General features: G+C 72.6%; 16 protein-coding genes. 7 read left to right on the plus strand and 9 right to left on the minus strand.

Translation table 11 applies throughout. The features are described 5' to 3' along the window. Positions 1 to 203 precede the first annotated feature (203 nt). From A8711_RS03470 to A8711_RS03500, 7 genes are all read right to left on the minus strand, one after another. Entirely contained in the window at positions 204 to 1388 is a 1185-nt protein-coding gene (locus tag A8711_RS03470) for an osmoprotectant NAGGN system M42 family peptidase (protein WP_030501323.1), read from the minus strand. Then, on the minus strand, positions 1385 to 3223 hold the full coding sequence (gene ngg / locus A8711_RS03475) for an N-acetylglutaminylglutamine synthetase (protein ID WP_069087427.1): 1839 nt from the start codon (positions 3221 to 3223) through the stop codon (positions 1385 to 1387). The genes A8711_RS03470 and ngg overlap by 4 nt, the downstream gene beginning before the upstream one ends. Positions 3224 to 3225: 2 nt before the next feature. Continuing rightward, complete coding sequence (locus A8711_RS03480; protein ID WP_069087428.1) at positions 3226 to 5016, minus strand: N-acetylglutaminylglutamine amidotransferase; 1791 nt, start codon at positions 5014 to 5016, stop codon at positions 3226 to 3228. Between the two features lie 282 nt (positions 5017 to 5298). Next, a complete protein-coding gene (gene msrA / locus A8711_RS03485; protein WP_069087429.1) occupies positions 5299 to 5961 on the minus strand; it encodes a peptide-methionine (S)-S-oxide reductase MsrA in 663 nt (220 codons plus the stop codon). 76 nt (positions 5962 to 6037) lie between these two features. After that, on the minus strand, positions 6038 to 6451 hold the full coding sequence (locus A8711_RS03490) for an HIT family protein (protein ID WP_064447693.1): 414 nt from the start codon (positions 6449 to 6451) through the stop codon (positions 6038 to 6040). A 123-nt stretch (positions 6452 to 6574) separates the two neighbouring features. Next, entirely contained in the window at positions 6575 to 7267 is a 693-nt protein-coding gene (locus tag A8711_RS03495; protein WP_158629864.1) for a nucleotidyl transferase AbiEii/AbiGii toxin family protein, read from the minus strand. Between the two features lie 2 nt (positions 7268 to 7269). Beyond that, complete coding sequence (locus tag A8711_RS03500; RefSeq protein WP_064447694.1) at positions 7270 to 7596, minus strand: hypothetical protein; 327 nt, start codon at positions 7594 to 7596, stop codon at positions 7270 to 7272. A gap of 100 nt (positions 7597 to 7696) precedes the next feature. Between A8711_RS03500 and A8711_RS03505 the strand changes: the two genes are divergently transcribed. The 4 genes from A8711_RS03505 (at position 7697) to ilvA (ending at position 12463) form a co-directional block, all read left to right on the plus strand. Next, positions 7697 to 8839 carry a cystathionine gamma-synthase gene (locus tag A8711_RS03505; protein ID WP_043326515.1) on the plus strand — a complete coding sequence of 381 codons (1143 nt, stop codon included), beginning with the start codon at positions 7697 to 7699 and terminating at the stop codon, positions 8837 to 8839. A 16-nt stretch (positions 8840 to 8855) separates the two neighbouring features. Next, positions 8856 to 10268 carry an amidase gene (locus A8711_RS03510; RefSeq protein WP_043326513.1) on the plus strand — a complete coding sequence of 471 codons (1413 nt, stop codon included), beginning with the start codon at positions 8856 to 8858 and terminating at the stop codon, positions 10266 to 10268. 147 nt (positions 10269 to 10415) lie between these two features. After that, positions 10416 to 11246 (plus strand): DUF4328 domain-containing protein, encoded by an 831-nt coding sequence (locus A8711_RS03515; RefSeq protein ID WP_233607783.1) that lies wholly within the window; start codon positions 10416 to 10418, stop codon positions 11244 to 11246. After that, positions 11243 to 12463, plus strand: coding sequence for a threonine ammonia-lyase (gene ilvA / locus A8711_RS03520; protein ID WP_069087431.1), 1221 nt, complete (start codon positions 11243 to 11245; stop codon positions 12461 to 12463). The genes A8711_RS03515 and ilvA overlap by 4 nt, the downstream gene beginning before the upstream one ends. Before the next feature lie 151 nt (positions 12464 to 12614). On the opposite strand, the gene greA is transcribed toward ilvA, so the two are convergent. After that, positions 12615 to 13115: a transcription elongation factor GreA gene (gene greA, locus A8711_RS03525; RefSeq protein WP_043326508.1), complete on the minus strand. Its 501-nt coding sequence runs from the start codon at positions 13113 to 13115 to the stop codon at positions 12615 to 12617. A 144-nt stretch (positions 13116 to 13259) separates the two neighbouring features. Further along, positions 13260 to 13694: a DUF4307 domain-containing protein gene (locus A8711_RS03530; protein WP_043326506.1), complete on the minus strand. Its 435-nt coding sequence runs from the start codon at positions 13692 to 13694 to the stop codon at positions 13260 to 13262. A 238-nt stretch (positions 13695 to 13932) separates the two neighbouring features. Here A8711_RS03530 and mca point away from each other — a divergent pair, with 238 nt between their 5' ends. The 3 genes from mca (at position 13933) to A8711_RS03545 (ending at position 17859) form a co-directional block, all read left to right on the plus strand. Next, on the plus strand, positions 13933 to 14814 hold the full coding sequence (mca, locus tag A8711_RS03535) for a mycothiol conjugate amidase Mca (protein ID WP_043326504.1): 882 nt from the start codon (positions 13933 to 13935) through the stop codon (positions 14812 to 14814). A gap of 48 nt (positions 14815 to 14862) precedes the next feature. Then, entirely contained in the window at positions 14863 to 15147 is a 285-nt protein-coding gene (locus A8711_RS03540; protein ID WP_043326501.1) for a hypothetical protein, read from the plus strand. Between the two features lie 222 nt (positions 15148 to 15369). Next, on the plus strand, positions 15370 to 17859 hold the full coding sequence (locus tag A8711_RS03545) for a bifunctional diguanylate cyclase/phosphodiesterase (protein ID WP_069087480.1): 2490 nt from the start codon (positions 15370 to 15372) through the stop codon (positions 17857 to 17859). Positions 17860 to 17895: the final 36 nt, after the last annotated feature.

A 17895-nucleotide genomic window follows, 5' to 3' on the forward strand; every position in this document is an offset into this window, starting at 1 on the left:
CCGCACCGCTGCCACACGGTCTCGACGATCCTGCAGGTGCCCGCCTCGCGGCGGGCGAGATTTCACTGTCGAGGACAGCGGCTAGCGGACAGCCACCTCACGAGTCCGATTGCTATACAAGTCTGGACCACCTCCTTTCCCGTGTACCGCCACGCTATCCACTTCGCGGCGGCCGCGGCAACGGATTTCGATCACAGGCCCGGTCAGTCCAGGCCGATCGGGCCCTCGCGCGGGCCGTCCTCGTTCGCCGGCTGCACGGCGAGCGACGGGAAGTCGGCCAGGTCGCCCTCCGGCTCGGCGTCCCACTCGGGGAACACCAGCGGGCTCTGCAGGTAGAGGCAGAGCAGCTGGGTGAGCTGGTGCAGGCCGTCGAGGTGGGTGCGCTCGTGGCCGTGGGTGGCGTCCACGCCGAACCCGAGCAGCGCCACCCGGGCGTGCGCCCCGGCCTCGACCGCGGCGGCCACGTCCGAGCGGTAGTAGTCGAACACGTCCCGGACCAGGTCGACGCCGTGTTCCTTGGCGATCGAGGCGAGGTTGCGGGTCAGGTGGTAGTCGAACGGGCCGACCCCGTCGCCCATGGCGAGCGTCGCCGCGGTCTCCCGGGACTGCTGGCCCGGCGCGACCACCGCCGCGTCCACCGACACGATCTCCGCGACGTCCGGGTCCAGCCCGTGGCTCGCGCCGTGGCCGATCTCCTCGGTGACGGTGACCAGCAGGTGCGCGGTGACCGCCGGGGTGACACCGGCGTCGACCATCGCCTTGAACGCGGTCAGCACCGCCGCCACGCCCGCCTTGTCGTCCAGGTGGCGGGACTTGACGTACCCGTTCGGGGTGATGGTCGGGTTGGGCAGGAACGCCACGAAGTCCCCGGCGTCGATGCCGAGCGCCCGCAGACCGGCCTCGTCGTGCACCGGCTCGTCCACCCGCACCTCGACCAGTTCCCAGCCGACGCCCTGCAGGTCGACCGCCTCGTTGTAGCGGTGCCCGCTCGCCTTCAGCGGCAGCACCTGGCCGGTGACGACCCGCTCCAGGTCGTCGGTGAAGATCCGCACGTGGGCGCCCTCGGCGAAACGGGCGCTGTGCGTACCGATCGGGTTGACCTCCAGCCGGCCGTTCTCCTTGAGCCGCTTCACCATGCCGCCGATGGTGTCGGTGTGCACCACGATCGCCCGGTCGGCGCCGGTCGACCGGGGGCCGGGCAGACAGGCGCTCAGCGCCCCGCGACGGGTCAGCGTGGAGCTGATCCCGATCGCGGAGAGCCGCTCGCCCACGTACTGCTGGATGTGGTCGGTGCGCCCCGACGGGCTGGGGATCTCCAGCAGCTCCACCAGCACCTGGCGGAGGTAGTCGAGGTCGAGCTTGAGCGGTTGGGGCTTGCGTGCGGTCATGCCCCAGAGCTTGCCGCACCGGCCGGCGACCAGAGTCGCTGCGGTGCCCGGGTACCCGGGAAGAGCAGGTCGACGAAGCGCTCGGCGGTGGGCTGCGGTTCGTGGTTGGCCAGTCCGGGCCGCTCGTTCGCCTCGATGAACACGTGTTCCGGCCGGTCCGGGGCGGGGACCAGCAGGTCCAGCCCGGTGACCGGGATGTCCAGCGCCCGGCTCGCGGTCACGCACGCCTCGGCGATCGCCGGGTGCAGCTCGGCGGTCACGTCGTGGATCGTGCCGCCGGTGTGCAGGTTGGCCGTCCGGCGTACCGCGAGCACCTCGCCCTCCGGGAGCACGTCGTGCATCCGGTACCCGGCCTCGGCCACCACCTCGCGGGTCATGTCGTCGATCGGGATGCGGGACTCGCCCCCGGTGGCGGCGGCCCGGCGGCGGCTCTGCCGCTCGATCAGCTCGGTGATGTCGTGCACCCCGTCGCCGGTGATCTGCGCCGGGCGGCGTACCGCGGCGGCGACCACCTCGTGGTCGATCACCACGACCCGCAGGTCCTCGCCCGCGCGCAGCTCCTCGATCAGTACGTCCGGGCAGAACCGGCGGGCCAGCTCGACGGCCGCGGTCAGCGCCTCGGGCGTACGCACGCCGACGGTGATGCCGTTGCCCTGCTCGCCCCGCGCCGGCTTGACCACCACCGGACCCACGTCGTTCAGGAACGCCACGTCGTCGGGCTCACCGGTGGCGGTACGCCCGCGCGGCACCGACAGGCCCGCCTCGGTGAGGATGCGCCGGGTCACCCGCTTGTCGTCGCAGCGGCTCATCGCCACCGCCGAGGTCAGCTCCGACAGCGACTCGCGGGTGTGGATGGTCCGGCCGCCGGTGGTCAGCTTCAGCTCACCCCAGTGCGGGTCGGTCACCTCCACCCGGATGCCGCGGCGCATCGCCTCGTCCGCGACGATCTTCGCGTACGGGTTCAGCTCGTCGTACCCCTCGGGCATGGCGGGCAGGAACAGGCGCTCGTTGATCGGGTTCTTCCGCTTCACGCAGAGCGTGCCGGTGCGGTGGAAGCCGAGGCGCTCGTACAGCCGGATCGCGCCCGAGTTCTCAGCCAGCACGGACAGGTCCACGAACGCCCGGCCGCGCCCGTCGAGCCGGTCGGCGAGCGCGGTGAGCAGCGCCTGCCCGGTGCCGGGCGGGGCGGTGTTGAAGTCGACTGTGAGGCACCACAGGCTCGCGCCGTTCTCCGGATCGCCGAACACCGCGACGTGGTCCACGCCGGTGATGGTGCCGACCACCTCACCCGTGGTGTCCTCGGCCACCAGGTGCAGGAACCGGTCCGTGCCGGCGTTGTCCACCAGCACCTCGACCGGGGCGGTGACCATGCCGTTGCGCGCGTAGATCCGGTTCACCGCCTCCGCGTCGGCGGCGTCACGCAGCGGCCGGACGGTCAGCCCGGGCACCTCGCCGCCCTCGGTCGCGGCGGGCCGCTTCTCGCCCAGCGGCAGCCGGTACGTCAGCGACGGGTCGATGAACAGCTCGTCCGGCAGCCGCGACACCAGCACGTGCGGGTCGCGCAGGTAGATGCAGATGTCCCGGGCGCCGACCGCCTCGGAGCGCAGCACGTCGGCCACGTGCACCTGGTCGTCGAACGTCTGCCCGAACACCAGCCGGCCCCAGCCGCAGTCCAGCACCACGCCCGAGGCGTCGGTGGACGTGGGCTCCGGATGCCGCTGCTCCGGCGTACCCGGTGCGACCGGGTCACCGCCGGGGCCGATGCGTTCCCGGCGGCGCCCCAGCACCCGTTCCCGGTCGGTACGTGCCGTTCCGGTGGCGAGGGTGTCGGTCACGGTCAGTCGATTCCGTGGCTCTGGAGCCACATTTCCAGGAGTCCCAGTTGCCACAGCTTGTTTCCGTTCAACGGGGTCAGTTCGGCGTTCGGGTCGGCGAGCAGCGCGTCGACGTAGTCGGCGCGGAACAGGTCGCGACGGCGCGCCTCGGGCGCGGTGAGCGCGTCGCGTACCCGGTCGAGGAGCTTGCCCTCCAGGTGGGTGAGTCCGGGCACCGGGAAGTAGCCCTTGGGCCGGTCGATGATCTCGTGCGGCAGGACCCGCCGGCCGATCTCCTTGAGCACGCCCTTGCCGCCCTGGGCCAGCTTCAGCTCCGGCGGGCAGCTCGCGGCCAGCTCGACGAACTCGTGGTCGAGGAACGGCACCCGGGCCTCCAGCCCGTGCGCCATGGTCATGTTGTCGACCCGCTTCACCGGGTCGTCGGTCAGCATGACCTGGGTGTCGATCCGCAGGCCGGCGTCGACGGCGGTCTGCGCGCCCGGGCGGCCCAGGTGCGCGGCCACGAACTCCCGCGCCGGGTCGCCGTCGGCCAGCCACGCCGGGTTGAGCACCCGGGCCAGTCCGGCCGCGTCGCGGTCGAAGAACGCCTTCGCGTACGTCTCGAGCGCCTGCTCCCGGTCCACCCCGGCGAGCGGCGGGTACCAGTGGTAGCCGCCCAGGATCTCGTCCGCGCCCTGACCCGACTGGACCACCTTGACGTGCTTCGCGACCTCCTGGCTGAGCAGCCAGAACGCGACGCAGTCGTGGCTGACCATCGGTTCGCTCATGGCCCCGACGGCGGCCTCCAGCGGCGGCAGCAGGTCGCCGGTGGGCACCCGGATCTGGTGGTGGTCGGTGCCGAACGTCTTCGCGACCAGGTCGGAGTAGACGAACTCGTCGCCCTCCCGGCCGCCGACCGCGTCGAAGCCGATGGAGAACGTGGCCAGGCCGGACCGGGCCTGCCCCTCGCCGGCGAGCAGCGCGACCACAAGGCTGGAGTCGAGGCCGCCGGAGAGCAGCACGCCCACCGGAACGTCGGCCACCATGCGGCGGCGTACGGCGGTGGTCAGCGAGTCGAGCAGCGCGTCCTGCCAGTCCCGCTCGGACCAGCCGGCCCGCTCGGCGGCGCGGCCGAACGACGGGTCCCAGTAGACCCGCTCGTGGGTGGAGCCGTCCGCCTCGTACACCCGGACCGTGGCCGGCGGCAGCTTGGTGACGCCGGCCAGGATGGTGCGCGGCGGCGGCACGATGCTGTGGAAGCTCAGGTAGTGGGCGAGCGCCACCCGGTCGATGGTGGTGTCGATGCCGCCACCGGCGAGCAGCGCCGGCAGGGTCGAGGCGAACCGCACCACGCCGGGGGTCTCGGCCAGGTAGAGCGGCTTGATGCCGAGGCGGTCCCGGGCCAGCACCAGGCGGCCGGTGTCGCGCTCGCTGATCGCCACCGCGAACATGCCGATCAGGTGGTCGACGAAGTCGAGCCCCCACTCGGCGTACGCCTTGACCACTACCTCGCTGTCGCCGGACGAGAAGAACCGGTGGCCCTTGGCCTGCAGTTCGGCGCGTAGTTCCCGGTAGTTGTAGATGCAGCCGTTGAAGACACCGGTGAGCCCGGCGGCGGCGTCCACAATGGGTTGGCCGCTCGCCGCGGACAGGTCAATGATCTTCAGGCGCCGGTGTCCCAGCGCGGTCGGCCCTTGCGACCAGACGCCGCTGTCGTCGGGCCCTCGGTCACTCATCGTGGCCGCCATCCGCTCCACGGCCGAGACATCGGCGCGTGAACCGTCACGGCGGAACTCTCCCGCAAGTCCGCACATACGAGCCAATGCTGCCAGAGGTTGTTTCGGTTCGCCTGTTGAGACGATGACGAACGTGTGACAGCTTGCTACGATGCGCCGTCACGCAGCGTGGTTGCCGCGCACAGCGTCGCTTCCTGCCCCCAGGGCGCGGATGCCGGAAATCGGGCCCGTGCCGGCTGTGAGGAACGCCGCATGCCCGTCCAGCCGCAGCCGGAATCCGCGATCTTGGAGTTGTGGTGCCTGTGATGCCGGTTTCGCGAGGGTTGCCAGGCACCACAACTCCAAGATCGGTGGAGGGGTCTAGCCCGCGGTGCGGGCCACGCCGACCGGGCAGCTCAGCCCGTTCGGTCCGTGGTTGCAGTAGCCGTTCGGGTTCTTCGTCGGCGCCAGGTACTGCTGGTGGTAGTCCTCGGCGAAGTAGTAGTCGCCGAGCGGCGCGATCTCGGTGGTGATCTCACCCTTGCCGGCCCGGGCCACGATCGGCGCGAACGCGTCCCGCGACGCCTTCGCAGCGGTGGCCTGCTCGTCGGTGGTGGTGTAGATCGCCGAGCGGTACTGGGTGCCCACGTCGTTGCCCTGGCGCATGCCCTGGGTCGGGTCGTGGTTCTCCCAGAAGACCTTGAGCAGGTCCTCGTAGGCGATCTTCGACGGGTCGTAGACCACCTGGACCACCTCGGCGTGCCCGGTCATGCCCGAGCACACCTCCTCGTACGTCGGGTTGGTGGTGTAGCCACCCGCGTAGCCGGCGGACGTGGTGATCACGCCGGGGAGGGTCCAGAACAGCCGCTCGGCGCCCCAGAAGCAGCCCATGCCGAAGACAGCGACCTGCGCGCCCTCGGGGAACGGGCCCTTCAGCGTCGACGGCAGCACCTCGTGCCGGTCGGBGATCGGCATCGCGATCGGGCGGCCCGGCAGGGCCTGGTCAGGAGAGATCATCTCGGCCTTCATGCGGCGGAGGAACACGGTGGGACTCCTCTCTTGGCTTTCCCAGCGTGTGCAACAGCGTGGCCCTCCGGTTCCTTACCCGCCCACCGCGACGTCAGGCCAGCGCCGCCGAGATCCGCCCGGCGAACGCCTCGGCCTCGGCGTCACCTGCGTACCGGGTACGCGGCCAGAAGAAGCCGCGCAGACCGTCGCCCTTCGTCCTGGGAACCACGTGGGTGTGCAGGTGCGGTACGGACTGGGACACCCGGTTGTTCATCGCCACGAACGTCCCACCGGCGTCCAGACCGGTCTCCACCGCCACGGCGATGCGCTGGACCAGCCGGAAGTAGCCGGGCAGCGCGTCGGGCGGCAGGTCGGACAGGGTGACCAGGTGGGTGCGGGGCACCACGAGCACGTGCCCCTTGAACACCGGGCGGGTGTCCAGGAACGCGACCCCGTCCGGCTCGTCGGTGACCCGGAACGCGGGCACCTCGCCCGCCACGATCCCGCAGAACACGCACCCGCTCATCCGCCCACCCTAGGCCCGGCCCGCCCACCCCACCTCCGGCGAGCGTTGATCATGAGGTTGGCGGCGACAAATCGGACGGCGACCACCGTCAACCTCATGATCGACGAGAAGACCGGCCGTAGGTCAGGCGCGATCGAGGTAGGCGTCCCAGTCGTCGTCGGGGATGCCGGTCGGGCCGGTCTCGCCGTTGGCGAGGCGCGCCCGGATGTCCGCCTCCCACCGACGGGCCCAGCGCCTGAGTCCGCCGATTTCGTCCTCGCCGAGACCGTAGGAGGCGAATGTCTCCACGTCGAGCTCGTCGACCCCGCCGAGTCGGTCGGCCAGCTCGTGAAGCGAAAACGCGACGGTGTGCCGGGCGCCCAAGGATTCGAGTCCCGTGAACTCCACGATCCGGCTGGCAGCGCATACGTCGATGTAGTCGCGATGCGCGGCGCGGTCGTGAAGCGCCCTGACCTTGAGGCCGATGGCATCCTCCAGCGCGAGCACCGGGCCGATCTGCAACCTCGCCGGCGGCCCGATCGCCTCTTTCAAGAGGTCGACCTCGCAGGCGAAACCCTGCCCCTCGACCAGCAACCGGGCCATCCGCGGCGTCGCCTCAACGACCCGGCAGCCGAATTCTCCGGCTCGGTACGCCTCGGTCAGCCGCGCCGCCACGAGGGGCAGCGGCAACGCGGTTGCGGTGGCGAAGTCGATGTCGCGGGACGGTCGGCTCATGAGATCGTGCGCGGCGAGTGCGTAGCCACCCGCGAGTACCAGACCGAGGTCGTCACCCGCACGGAATCCGACGTGCAGCAAGCGCGTGTGCAACTCGTCCACGGCTAGGCTGCCAGGCCCGGCATTCTGCTCTCCCAGAGTCGGATCACCCGGTGCGCGGTCAGCTTGCGGATGCGGGACCAGTCCTGCCGGAGGAGCGCCGGGTTGACGTACCGGACGATGTCCTCGCGCTGCCCGCAGTCCATCAGCGTGCGGTAGAGCGTGAGCCGCTGTCCGCTGTCGTCGACGTCGAACTCGCTGAGCCCGGACCACGCGAGGCGGGTCGGCAGCGTGACCCGGCCGCGCTCGGGCCCCTTGAGGTCGTCCAGTGACGTGGGGATCCGGTCGGCGACGCCGTGCAGGCGGGAGGGGAGCGCCTCGGTCGTACTCACCGGACCAGTATGGCCGACCACCCCGACAGAGTCCTGGTTGTGACAGGCGCGCCCGGCCTACCGGGAGCAAAGGGGAAGCGGGCGGACTAACGTCTGCGGCATGAGGCACGGCTTCGACACACTCGCCATCCACGCCGGTCAGGCCCCGGAGGCCCGCACCGGCGCGGTGATTCCGCCGATCTACCAGACCAGCACGTACGCCCAGGACGCCGTCGGCGCGCCGCGCGAGGGCTACGAGTACAGCCGCTCCGGCAACCCCACCCGGGACGCGCTCCAGGAGTGCCTGGCCGCGCTGGAGGGCGGCCAGGTGGCACTCGCCTTCGCCAGTGGCCTGGCAGCCGAGGACACGCTGCTGCGGACCGTCTGCAAGCCGGGCGACCACGTGGTGATCCCGGACGACGCGTACGGCGGCACCTACCGGCTGTTCGCCAAGGTGGCCGAGCGCTGGGGGCTGGACTACACCCCGGCGAAGGTCTCCGACCCGGACGCCGTGCGCGCGGCGATCCGCCCGGGCGCCACCCGGATCGTGTGGGTGGAGACGCCGACCAACCCGCTGCTCGGCATCGCCGACATCGCGGCGCTGGCCGCCGTGGCGCACGACGCCGGCGCGCTGCTGGTGGTCGACAACACGTTCGCCTCGCCGTACCTGCAGCAGCCGATCGCGTTCGGCGCGGACGTGGTGGTGCACTCCACCACCAAGTACGTCGGCGGACACTCCGACGTGGTCGGCGGCGCGCTCGTCGCGGCGGACCGGGCGCTCGGCGAGGAGCTGCGTTACCACCAGAACGCGATGGGCGCGATCAACGGCCCGTTCGACGCCTGGCTCACCCTGCGCGGCATCAAGACCCTCGGGGTACGGATGGACCGGCACTGCGACAACGCCGAGCGGATCGCGGCCTACCTGGACGGCCACGCGAAGGTCGCGCAGGTCATCTACCCGGGCCTGCCCTCGCACCCCGGCCACGAGGTCGCCGCCAAGCAGATGCGGCGGTTCGGCGGCATGATCTCGTTCCGCGCGGCGGGCGGCGAGGAGCATGCCGTGGACATCTGCAACCGATCCCGGCTGTTCGTGCTCGCCGAGTCGCTCGGCGGCGTCGAGTCCCTGATCGAGCACCCGGGCCGGATGACACACGCAAGCGCTGCGGGCTCGCCGCTTGAAGTTCCCGGCGATCTCGTGCGACTGTCTGTCGGCATCGAGACGGTCGACGACCTGCTCGCCGATCTGGAGCAGGCCCTGGGCTGACCGCTGGCTGGGGAGGGTGGCAGTGCCGGAGATCTTGCCGACGACGTGGGTCGGTGCGACCGCGAAACAGATCGCCCGGGCGGTACGCCGTGGCGACGTCTCCGCCACCCAGGTCGTCGCCGACCACCTGGATCACGTCACCCGGGTCGACGCCGACCTGGCCGCGTTCCGCACGGTACGCGGCGGTGAGGCGATCACCGAGGCGGAGAAGGTCGACGAGCAGGAGGAACTGGCGAACCTCCCGCTCGCCGGCGTGCCGGTGGCGGTCAAGGAGAACACGCCGGTGGCCGGCCTGCCCACGTGGAACGGGTCGGCCGCCATGCGTACACCGGTGGCGGAGGCCGACCACGAGGTGGTCCGGCGGCTGCGCGGAGCGGGCGCGGTGATCCTGGGCGTGACCCGGATGCCGGAACTGGGCCTGTGGGCGCTCACCGACGACGACACCGCTGCCACCCGCAACCCGTGGGATCCGGCGCGTACCCCCGGCGGCTCCTCCGGCGGCGCGGCCGCCGCGGTGGCCGCCGGGCTGGTGCCGATGGCGCACGGCAACGACGGCCTCGGGTCGATCCGCATCCCGGCGGCCTGCTGCGGCCTGGTCGGGCTCAAGCCCGGCCGGGGCGTGGTGCCCTGCCAGCTCGGCGCGGACGACTGGTTCGGCCTGACCGAGCACGGCATGCTCACCAGCACCGTGGCCGACGCGGTGGTCGGTTTCTCGGTGCTGGCCGGTCGCCGGCCGGACAAGCTGGTCCCGCCGGCGCGGCTACGGGTCGGCGTCTCGCTGCGCTCGCCGGTGCGCGGCGTCTCGCCGGACGCCCCGAACCGGGACGCGGTGGCCGCCGCCGGCCGCCTGCTCGCCGCCGCCGGTCACGACACCGTGCCCACCGACCCGGTCTACCCGACCCGGCTCGGCCTGCAGGGCATCGCCACCTGGTTCGCGGCGGCCGCCGCCGACGTGCGCGCCGCCGGGGTCGCCCCGCGCCAGCTCCAGCGCCGCAGCCGCCGGCACGTCACGCTCGGCGAGTGGGCGCAGCGCCGGGGGTACGTGCGGGAGGCCGACCGGGCGGCCTGGCGCGAACGGTCGGTGAACTTCTTCGCGGACAACTCGATCGACCTGCTGCTCACCCCGGCGCTGGCCGGGCCGCCGCCGGAGGCCGCCGGCTGGTCCGGCCGCTCCTGGCTGGCGAACATGTCGGCGAACATCAGGTACGCCCCGTACGCGGCGCCGTGGAACATCGCCGGGCTGCCGTCGATCGTGGTGCCGGTCGGCCGCCGCCCGGACGGGCTGCCGGTGGGCGTGCAGTTCGTCGGCCCGCCCGGCTCCGAGCTGCTGCTGCTCGGCGTGGCCGGTCAGTTCGAGATGCAGGCGCCGTGGGCCCGGCACGCCCCCGGCTACCCCCGCGTCGGAACGGGGTCGCCGGCCACCGCGTGATCGTCTAGCGTGTGCGCACCCTGTCGCGCACACCAACTCGGACGGTCCCCGATGAACTGCCAGACCTGCGGGGACCCCACGTCCCCGGCCTTTGAGGAGTGCCAGCGCTGCGGTACGCGCGTCGGCCAACCCGCCGTGAGTCCCGGCGTGCCCACGTACGGCGTGCGCGGACTGGCGGTGGCCGGGGCGTCCGCGGTCGGCGCCGCCACCCTGTGCTACCTGCTCACGGCTCTGTTCCCGCTGGTTGGTGTGCGGATGGCCCGCTCGGCCGCCGAGCAGCTCGACCGGGACGTGCTGCTCGGCGCGGTGCTGGTCGAGGTGCTGTTCACCCTGCCCTACCTGCTCGCCCTGCTGACCGCGGGGACGCTCGTGGTGATCTGGACCTGGCGGGCGCGCAAGAACCTGGACGCCTTCCCGGGTGCCGTGCCGAGCCTGAGCCCGGCGTGGGCGATCGCCGGCTGGCTGGTGCCGTTCGCCAACCTCGTGGTGCCGGCCCGGGTGCTCGCCGACCTGCTCCGGAACAGCGTCTGGCAGCGCCGCCAGTCGTGGCTGGTCGGGGTGTGGTGGGTGAGCTGGCTGGTGTTCCTGATCGGTGACCGGTTCGTCGCGCAGGCGCAGCAGCAGCGGTATGACCGGCTGACCGAGCTGCCCCGCAACGACGCGGAGTTCGGCACGTACGTGCGCTACTACGAGGAGGCGCTCGCGCCCCGGCTGGTGCCGGCGTTGGCCTGCCTGGTCGCCGGGATCGCGTTCGTCGTGCTGATCCGCCGGATCTCCGCCGCCCAGCAGGACCGGCTCGCCCGGGCCGTGCCCGCGTGGCCGGCTCAGCAGGCGTGGCCGGGTCAGTCGGCGTGGCCGGGTCAGCCGGGCGGGCCGGGGCACCCCGACCGGCCCGCTTCCGTCGCGTCGGTGCCGCCCGCGCCGTCGGCTACGTCGGCGCAAATCCCACCGGGGCCGGGTGGCACGATCGGGGCATGACGGAACTGGTCGGTCTCGCCGACGTTCAAGCTGCGCGGGAACTGCTCGGCGGTGTCACCCGTACCACCCCGCTGGAGCCGTCCCGGCCGCTCAGCGCCGCGCTCGGCGGGCCGGTCTGGCTCAAGTGCGAGAACCTGCAACGCGCCGGGTCGTACAAGGTGCGTGGCGCGTACGTGCGGATCTCCCGCCTCTCGGCCGAGGAGCGGGCCCGGGGCGTGGTCGCGGCGAGCGCCGGCAACCACGCCCAGGGGGTGGCGCTCGCCGCCGGGCTGGTCGGCGCGTACGCCACCGTCTTCATGCCGGTGAACGCGCCGCTGCCGAAGGTCGCCGCGACCAAGGGGTACGGCGCGCAGGTCGAGCTGGTCGGCAACACGGTGGACGAGTCGCTCGTCGCGGCGCAGACCTTCGCCGAGCGGACCGGTGCGGTGTTCATCCACCCGTTCGACCACGCGGACGTGATCGCCGGTCAGGGCACCGTCGCGCTGGAGATCCTCGAACAGTGCCCGGACGTGCGCACCATCGTGACCGGGGTGGGCGGTGGCGGACTGGTCTCCGGGATGGCGGTGGCGGCCAAGGCGCTGCGTCCCGACGTACGGGTGATCGGGGTCCAGGCGGCGAGCGCCGCCGCCTTCCCGCCCTCGCTGCGGGCCGGCGAGCCGGTACGCCTGCCCTCGTTCGCGACGATCGCCGACGGGATCGCCGTCGGCCGGCCGGGGGAGCTGACCTTCACCCACGTCCGCAAGCTCGTCGACGACGTCGTCACGGTCTCCGAGGAGGACATCTCCCGGGCGCTGCTGATGCTGCTGGAACGCGGCAAGCAGGTGGTCGAGCCGGCCGGCGCGGTAGGGGTGGCGGCGCTGCTGTCCGGCGCGGTTGAGGTGACCGCGCCGGTGGTAGCGGTGCTCTCCGGCGGCAACATCGATCCGCTGCTCATGCTCCGGGTGATCGAGCACGGTCTGGCGGCGGCCGGCCGTTTCCTGCGGATCACGGTGCGCTGCGTCGACCGGCCCGGCCAGCTCGCCTCGCTGCTCGGCGAGATCGCCGAGCACCGCGCCAACGTGGTGGACGTGGTGCACCAGCGGGCCAACCCGCACCTGCGCCTGGGCGAGGTGGAGGTGGCCCTGTCCGTGGAGACGCGCGGGGTGGAGCACTCGGACACCCTGATCAGCGCGTTGCGGGCCAGCGGCTACCAGGTGGTCTTCACCGGCGAGGGCTGAGCCCCTCGGTGGAACACCGACGTCACAGCGGAACGCGAACGCCCCGGCCGGATGATCCGGTCGGGGCGTTCGGGTGTGTGGCTCGGGTCCGAGGAGCCTGTCAGCCTCGGTCGGGTTCGGGACCCGAGCCATCCGGCGCGGGTCCGGAAGGTCAGCCGCTGTACGGCTCGAAGGAGACGATGGTCACCTTGATATCGGCGCCGCTCGGCGCGGTGTAGGTGCAGGTCTGCCCCGCCTTGCCGCCGAGGATGGCCTGGCCGAGCGCGGACTCGGGGCTGTACACCGTCAGGTCGGTGGTGGAGGCGATCTCCCGGGAGCCGAGCAGGAACGTCTCGCTGTCGTCCGCGTCGTCGTCGAAGTAGATCGTCACGACCATGCCCGGCGACACCGCGTCGGTGTCCGGAGCCTCACCGACCTTGGCGGTGCGCAGCAGCTCCTTGAGGTAGAGAATGCGGCCCTCGGCCTTGCCCTGCTCCTCGCGGGCGGCGTGGTAGCCACCGTTCTCCCGCAGGTCGCCCTCCTCGCGCCGGGCGTTGATCTCGGCAGCGATGACCGGCCGGTTGGCGATCAGCTCGTCGAGCTCTGCCTGCAGACGGTCGTAGGCGTCCTGGGACAGCCAGGTGGCGGGCGCCTCGTTTCCATTTGTGGACACAGGCGGTCTCCTCGGTTGGTGCGGACTGGCTGACAGGTGAACTTGCAAGGCTACCAGTGCCGCACACGTCGAGGTGTGCTCAATCACCCCGGTGCCGGCGACGGGACCGGGGTGCGGTTGCCGGCGGCTCGCCGGCGCTCCGGCTCAGCCGGCCGGCCGGCAGCGCAACACCTCACCGATGAACGGCCGGGCGCTCGTGGGCACCTCCTGGCGGGTCCGGATGTGGCGCTGGCCCGGCTCGGCGCTCACAGTGGTCTCGATGCTGCCCACCTGGGCGCCGTCGTGCGAGCGGGCCCGCAGCAGACAGGTGGCGGAGCCACCCGGCGGCACGGTGACCCGGAAGTCGACTGTCACCCGGGAGTCGGTGATGTCGGAGTAGCTGATCATCTCGCCCTGGTACTCCGGGTCGCCGTACTGGTAGTAGAGCTTCGCCGCGCCCAGCCCGAGGACGGCGAGCAGGACCGCCACCGTCAGGGCGAGCAGGACCGGCCGGCGGCGCCCCGGCTCCCGGCGTCGGCCGTACCGGCCGGGCGGGTAGACCGGCGCCTCCGCGGCGACTGTGGCGTGCGTCTCGCTCACCGGCGGGTATCTCCTGGCGTTGTTGTCGGCGGCATCGGCAAGAATGGCTAGGTCCATCTTCCCAGCCCGGCGCTGAGTCAAGGATGGCAGGTCGGCCTGGACCGGCGGGCGTGGCCCTGGCCACTCCGGTGGCGGCCCCCGACCGGCCGTCACGGGGGCTTTCGCGGGCGCGGGGGGAGATTCCGGCAGGTCAGCCGACCGGAGGGTGGTCGGCGGGCACAGACGAGGAGCGCCGAAGGTGGCAGAACAGCTGCGTCTCATGGCGGTGCACGCCCATCCCGACGACGAGTCGAGCAAGGGTGCCGCCACCATGGCGAAATACGTCGCCGAGGGGGTGGACGTCCTCGTCGTCACCGCGACCGGTGGCGAACGGGGCAGCGTGCTCAACCCGAAGATGGACCGCCCCGACGTGTGGGCCAACATCGGTGACATCCGGCGGGCCGAGATGGACGCCGCCCGGGCGATCCTCGGCGTCGAGCAGGCGTGGCTCGGCTTCGTCGACTCCGGGCTGCCCGAGGGCGACCCGCTGCCGCCGCTGCCGGAGGGCTGCTTCGCCCTGCAGGACGTGGACGTCGCCGCCGCGCCGCTGGTGCGCCTGATGCGGCAGTTCCGCCCGCACGTCGTCACCACGTACGACGAGGAGGGCGGCTACCCGCACCCGGACCACATCATGACCCACAAGGTCACCGTGGCGGCGTTCGACGCGGCCGGTGACCCGGAGCGCCATCCCGAACTGGGCGAGCCGTGGCAGCCGCTCAAGCTCTACTACGACGTGGGCTTCTCCCGGGCCAAGATCATGAGCCTGCACGAGGCGGTGCTCGAAGCCGGGCTCGAATCGCCGTACGGCGAGTGGATGAAGCGCTGGGACGAGCGCCCCGACAAGGGTGCGCGGATCACCACCCGGGTCGAGTGCGCCGACTACTTCCCGGTCCGCGACGACGCCCTGCGCGCCCACGCCACCCAGATCGACCCGGACGGGTTCTGGTTCCAGGTGCCGATGGAGCTGCAGAAGCGCGCCTGGCCGACGGAGGACTTCCAACTCGCCCGGTCGCTGGTGGACAGCCCGCTGCCCGAGTCCGACCTCTTCGCGGGCGTACGGGAGGCGTGCCGTGCCCACTGACCGGGCCGGGGTCTACCCTGGTGCGCAGTCGCACATCGGAGGAACACCATGCTGACCGCCGTCGAGGTGCTCGCACAGAACAACTTCGGTGACACCCGCACGGGTGGTCTGGCCGGTCCGATGGGCCTCTTCCTCATCGTTGCGCTGGCCACCGTCACCGTCCTGCTGATCCGCAACATGAACGCCCGGCTGCGCCGGCTGCCCGACCGCTTCCCGCACCAGGGCACCCCGGGCCGGGCCGATTCCGCAGTCGCCGATCCGACAGAAGGGCTCGTCGAGCAGGATTCACCGACGAACACGCCCAGCGGCTCCCAGCAGCGACGGAACAGCTGAACACCGCGTGAATCACGCCCAAGCCGGTCGTCGCCCCCTGTTGCGACCACCGGCTTTGGCTTAGCCTTCCGCCGGGGGGACCGTCAGGCCCCGGACCCTGCGCGGAAGGGGGACGCCGATGTCGAAGGCAGCACCGGCCCCCGGCCATGCCTCCGCCCGGCCCGGTGACGGGGCGGCCCCGTGACCACCGAGCCGGCCGACCGTCCCCCGGACCGGGTCGGCCTGCGCGGGACGCCGACGGGCGTCGTCGTGTTGACCGTCGCGGTCGCGTTCACCGGTCTGCTGGCCGCCGTCCTCGGCCTGGTCGTCCCGCCACACCTCCCGGTGGACCACCCGCTGCCCGGCCCGGCGCGGTTCGGCATCGCCACTGTCGCGTTCGCGGTTGCCCAACTCGCCCGGCTGCGCTTCCGTACCGCTTCGGGGATGGTGAGCATCACCTGGGGCGAGGCCGCGCTGGTGGTCTGCCTCTGGCTGGTGCCGGCCGGCTGGCTTCCGGCCGCCGCCCTGCTGGGCGTGGGCACCGCCTGGACCGTGATGTCGGTGGTGTCGGACCGTCGACCGGCCCTGGAACTGGCGGGGATCGCCGGCTCGCTCACCGCCGCCACCGCGCTCGCGGCGGCCGTCGCGACCGCCCTCGGCCCGCCGCTGCTCGCCGCGCCCACCCCCGAGCTCGCGCTCACGCTCACCGCCGCCGCGGTGACGTACCTGCTCACCACCGCCTTCCTGGGCGCCGTGACGCTCGCGCTGCGGCACGGCATCCCGATGGGGCCGCCGCTGTTCGCCGCGCTGCGCGGCAAGCTGCTCATGTTCGTCGGCAACGTGGCGGTCGGCCTGGTGGTCGTCGCGCTGCTCGAACTCGACGCGCGCTGGCTGCTGCTCCTGCCGCCGCCGCTCTGGCTGCTCCAGCAGACCTACCGGCACCGGCTGCGGGCCGACCAGGAGCGCCGGACCTGGCGGGCGTTCGCCGAGGCCACCGCCGCGCTCAACCAGCTCGACGAGCGGGGCGTGGCGACCGCCGCGGTGACCGGCGCGCTCACGCTGTTCGGCGCCGAACTGGTCGAGGTCGACGTGGCCCGGGGCGAGGGACGCTGGCGCCGGTACCGGGCCGACCGTGGCGGGCAGGTCCGGGACCGGGAGGTGGAACCCGCCGGGTGCGCCGGCGTCGCCGAGCACGAGTTGATGCGCCGGCTCGTCGTGGGCTCCGCCGAGGTCGGCCGGCTGCGGGTGCGGTTCGCCCGGTCCGCCCCGCCGAGCGCCCGGGAACGCGACGGCGTGGCGGCCTTCGGGGACGCGCTCGCCGCCGCCCTGCACGACGCCGCCACGCATCGGGAGCTGCGGCTGGTCACCGCCCGCTCGTCGTACGACGCGGTGCACGACCAGCTCACCGGCCTGCTGAACCGGGCGGCGCTGCTCACCAAGGGGGACCAGGCGTTGCGGCAGCGCCCGCACGACCACCCGGTGGCCCTGCTGCTGCTCGACGTGAACCAGTTCAAGGAGGTGAACGACACGCTCGGGCACTCGGCGGGTGACCAGCTGCTGCGGCTCACCGCCAGCCGCCTCGCCGCGCTGACCCGGCCGGGCGACCTGCTCGGGCGGCTCGGCGGTGACGAGTTCGCGCTGCTGCTGACCTCGGTGCCGATGGTCGAGGACCGGACGGCCCCGCTGGCGTACGCGCTGCGCCAGGCCCGGGAGGTCGCCGAACGCCTCGCCGCCCCGACCGAGGTGGCCGGGGTACGGATGTCCGTCGAGGTGGCAGTGGGCGTGGTGGTGGCCGACGCGGGCGCGGCCGACCTGACCGAGCTGCTGCGGCGCGCCGACATCGCCATGTACCAGGCGAAGGAGGGCGGCGGCAGCGTCGCCGCGTACGACAGCTCCCGCGACGCGGCGAGCACCGACCACCTGGCGTTGCTCGCGGAGATGCGGGAGGCGCTGGCCGCCGACGACCAGCTGGTCCTGGCGTTGCAGCCGGCGGTGGACCTGGCCACCGGCGCGCCGACCGGCGTGGAGGCGCTGATCCGGTGGCGGCACCCGCGCCGGGGATGGCTCGGCCCGGCCGACTTCATCCGCCCGGTGGAGAACAGCGAGCAGCTTGGCAGCTTCACCCGGTACGTGCTGGACAAGGCGCTGGCCGTGGCGTCCGCGTGGGCGCGGGACGGGCTGGACGTCCCCATCTCGGTGAACCTGTCCGCGCGCAGCCTGCTCGACCCGCGACTGCCCGCCGAGATCGACGAGGCGCTTCGCCGCCACCAGGTCCCGCCGCACCGGCTGGTCCTGGAGATCACCGAGACGGTGGTGATGAGCGAGCTGGAGATCATCGACGAGGTGCTGGCCACGCTGCGCGCCATGGGCGTGCAGCTCGCGGTGGACGACTTCGGCACCGGTTTCTCCTCGCTGACGTTCCTCACCCGGATCGCCGTGGACGAGCTGAAGGTGGACCGGTCGTTCGTGCTCCGGATGGCCGACTCGCCCGAGGCGGCGGCGATCGTCCGGACCACCGTCGGGCTGGCCCACGAGTTGGGGCTGCGGGTCGTGGCCGAGGGCGTCGAGACCGCCGAGCAGCGCACCGCGCTGGCCGAGCTGGGCTGCACAGCCGCCCAGGGCTACCACTTCTTCAAGCCGATGCCCGCCGACAAGATCGCGGCGGTGCTCGGGTCGCTGCGCGACGGCGCCCGGGACAACGTCTTCCCGCTGCGCGCCGACGGCGCTTCCTGACCCCTGCCGCACCGGCGGCGTCGGAAGGCGATGGTG

Origin of the sequence: Micromonospora sp. II (assembly GCF_001709195.1) — a bacterium.
GTDB classification, from domain to species: domain Bacteria; phylum Actinomycetota; class Actinomycetes; order Mycobacteriales; family Micromonosporaceae; genus Micromonospora; species Micromonospora chalcea.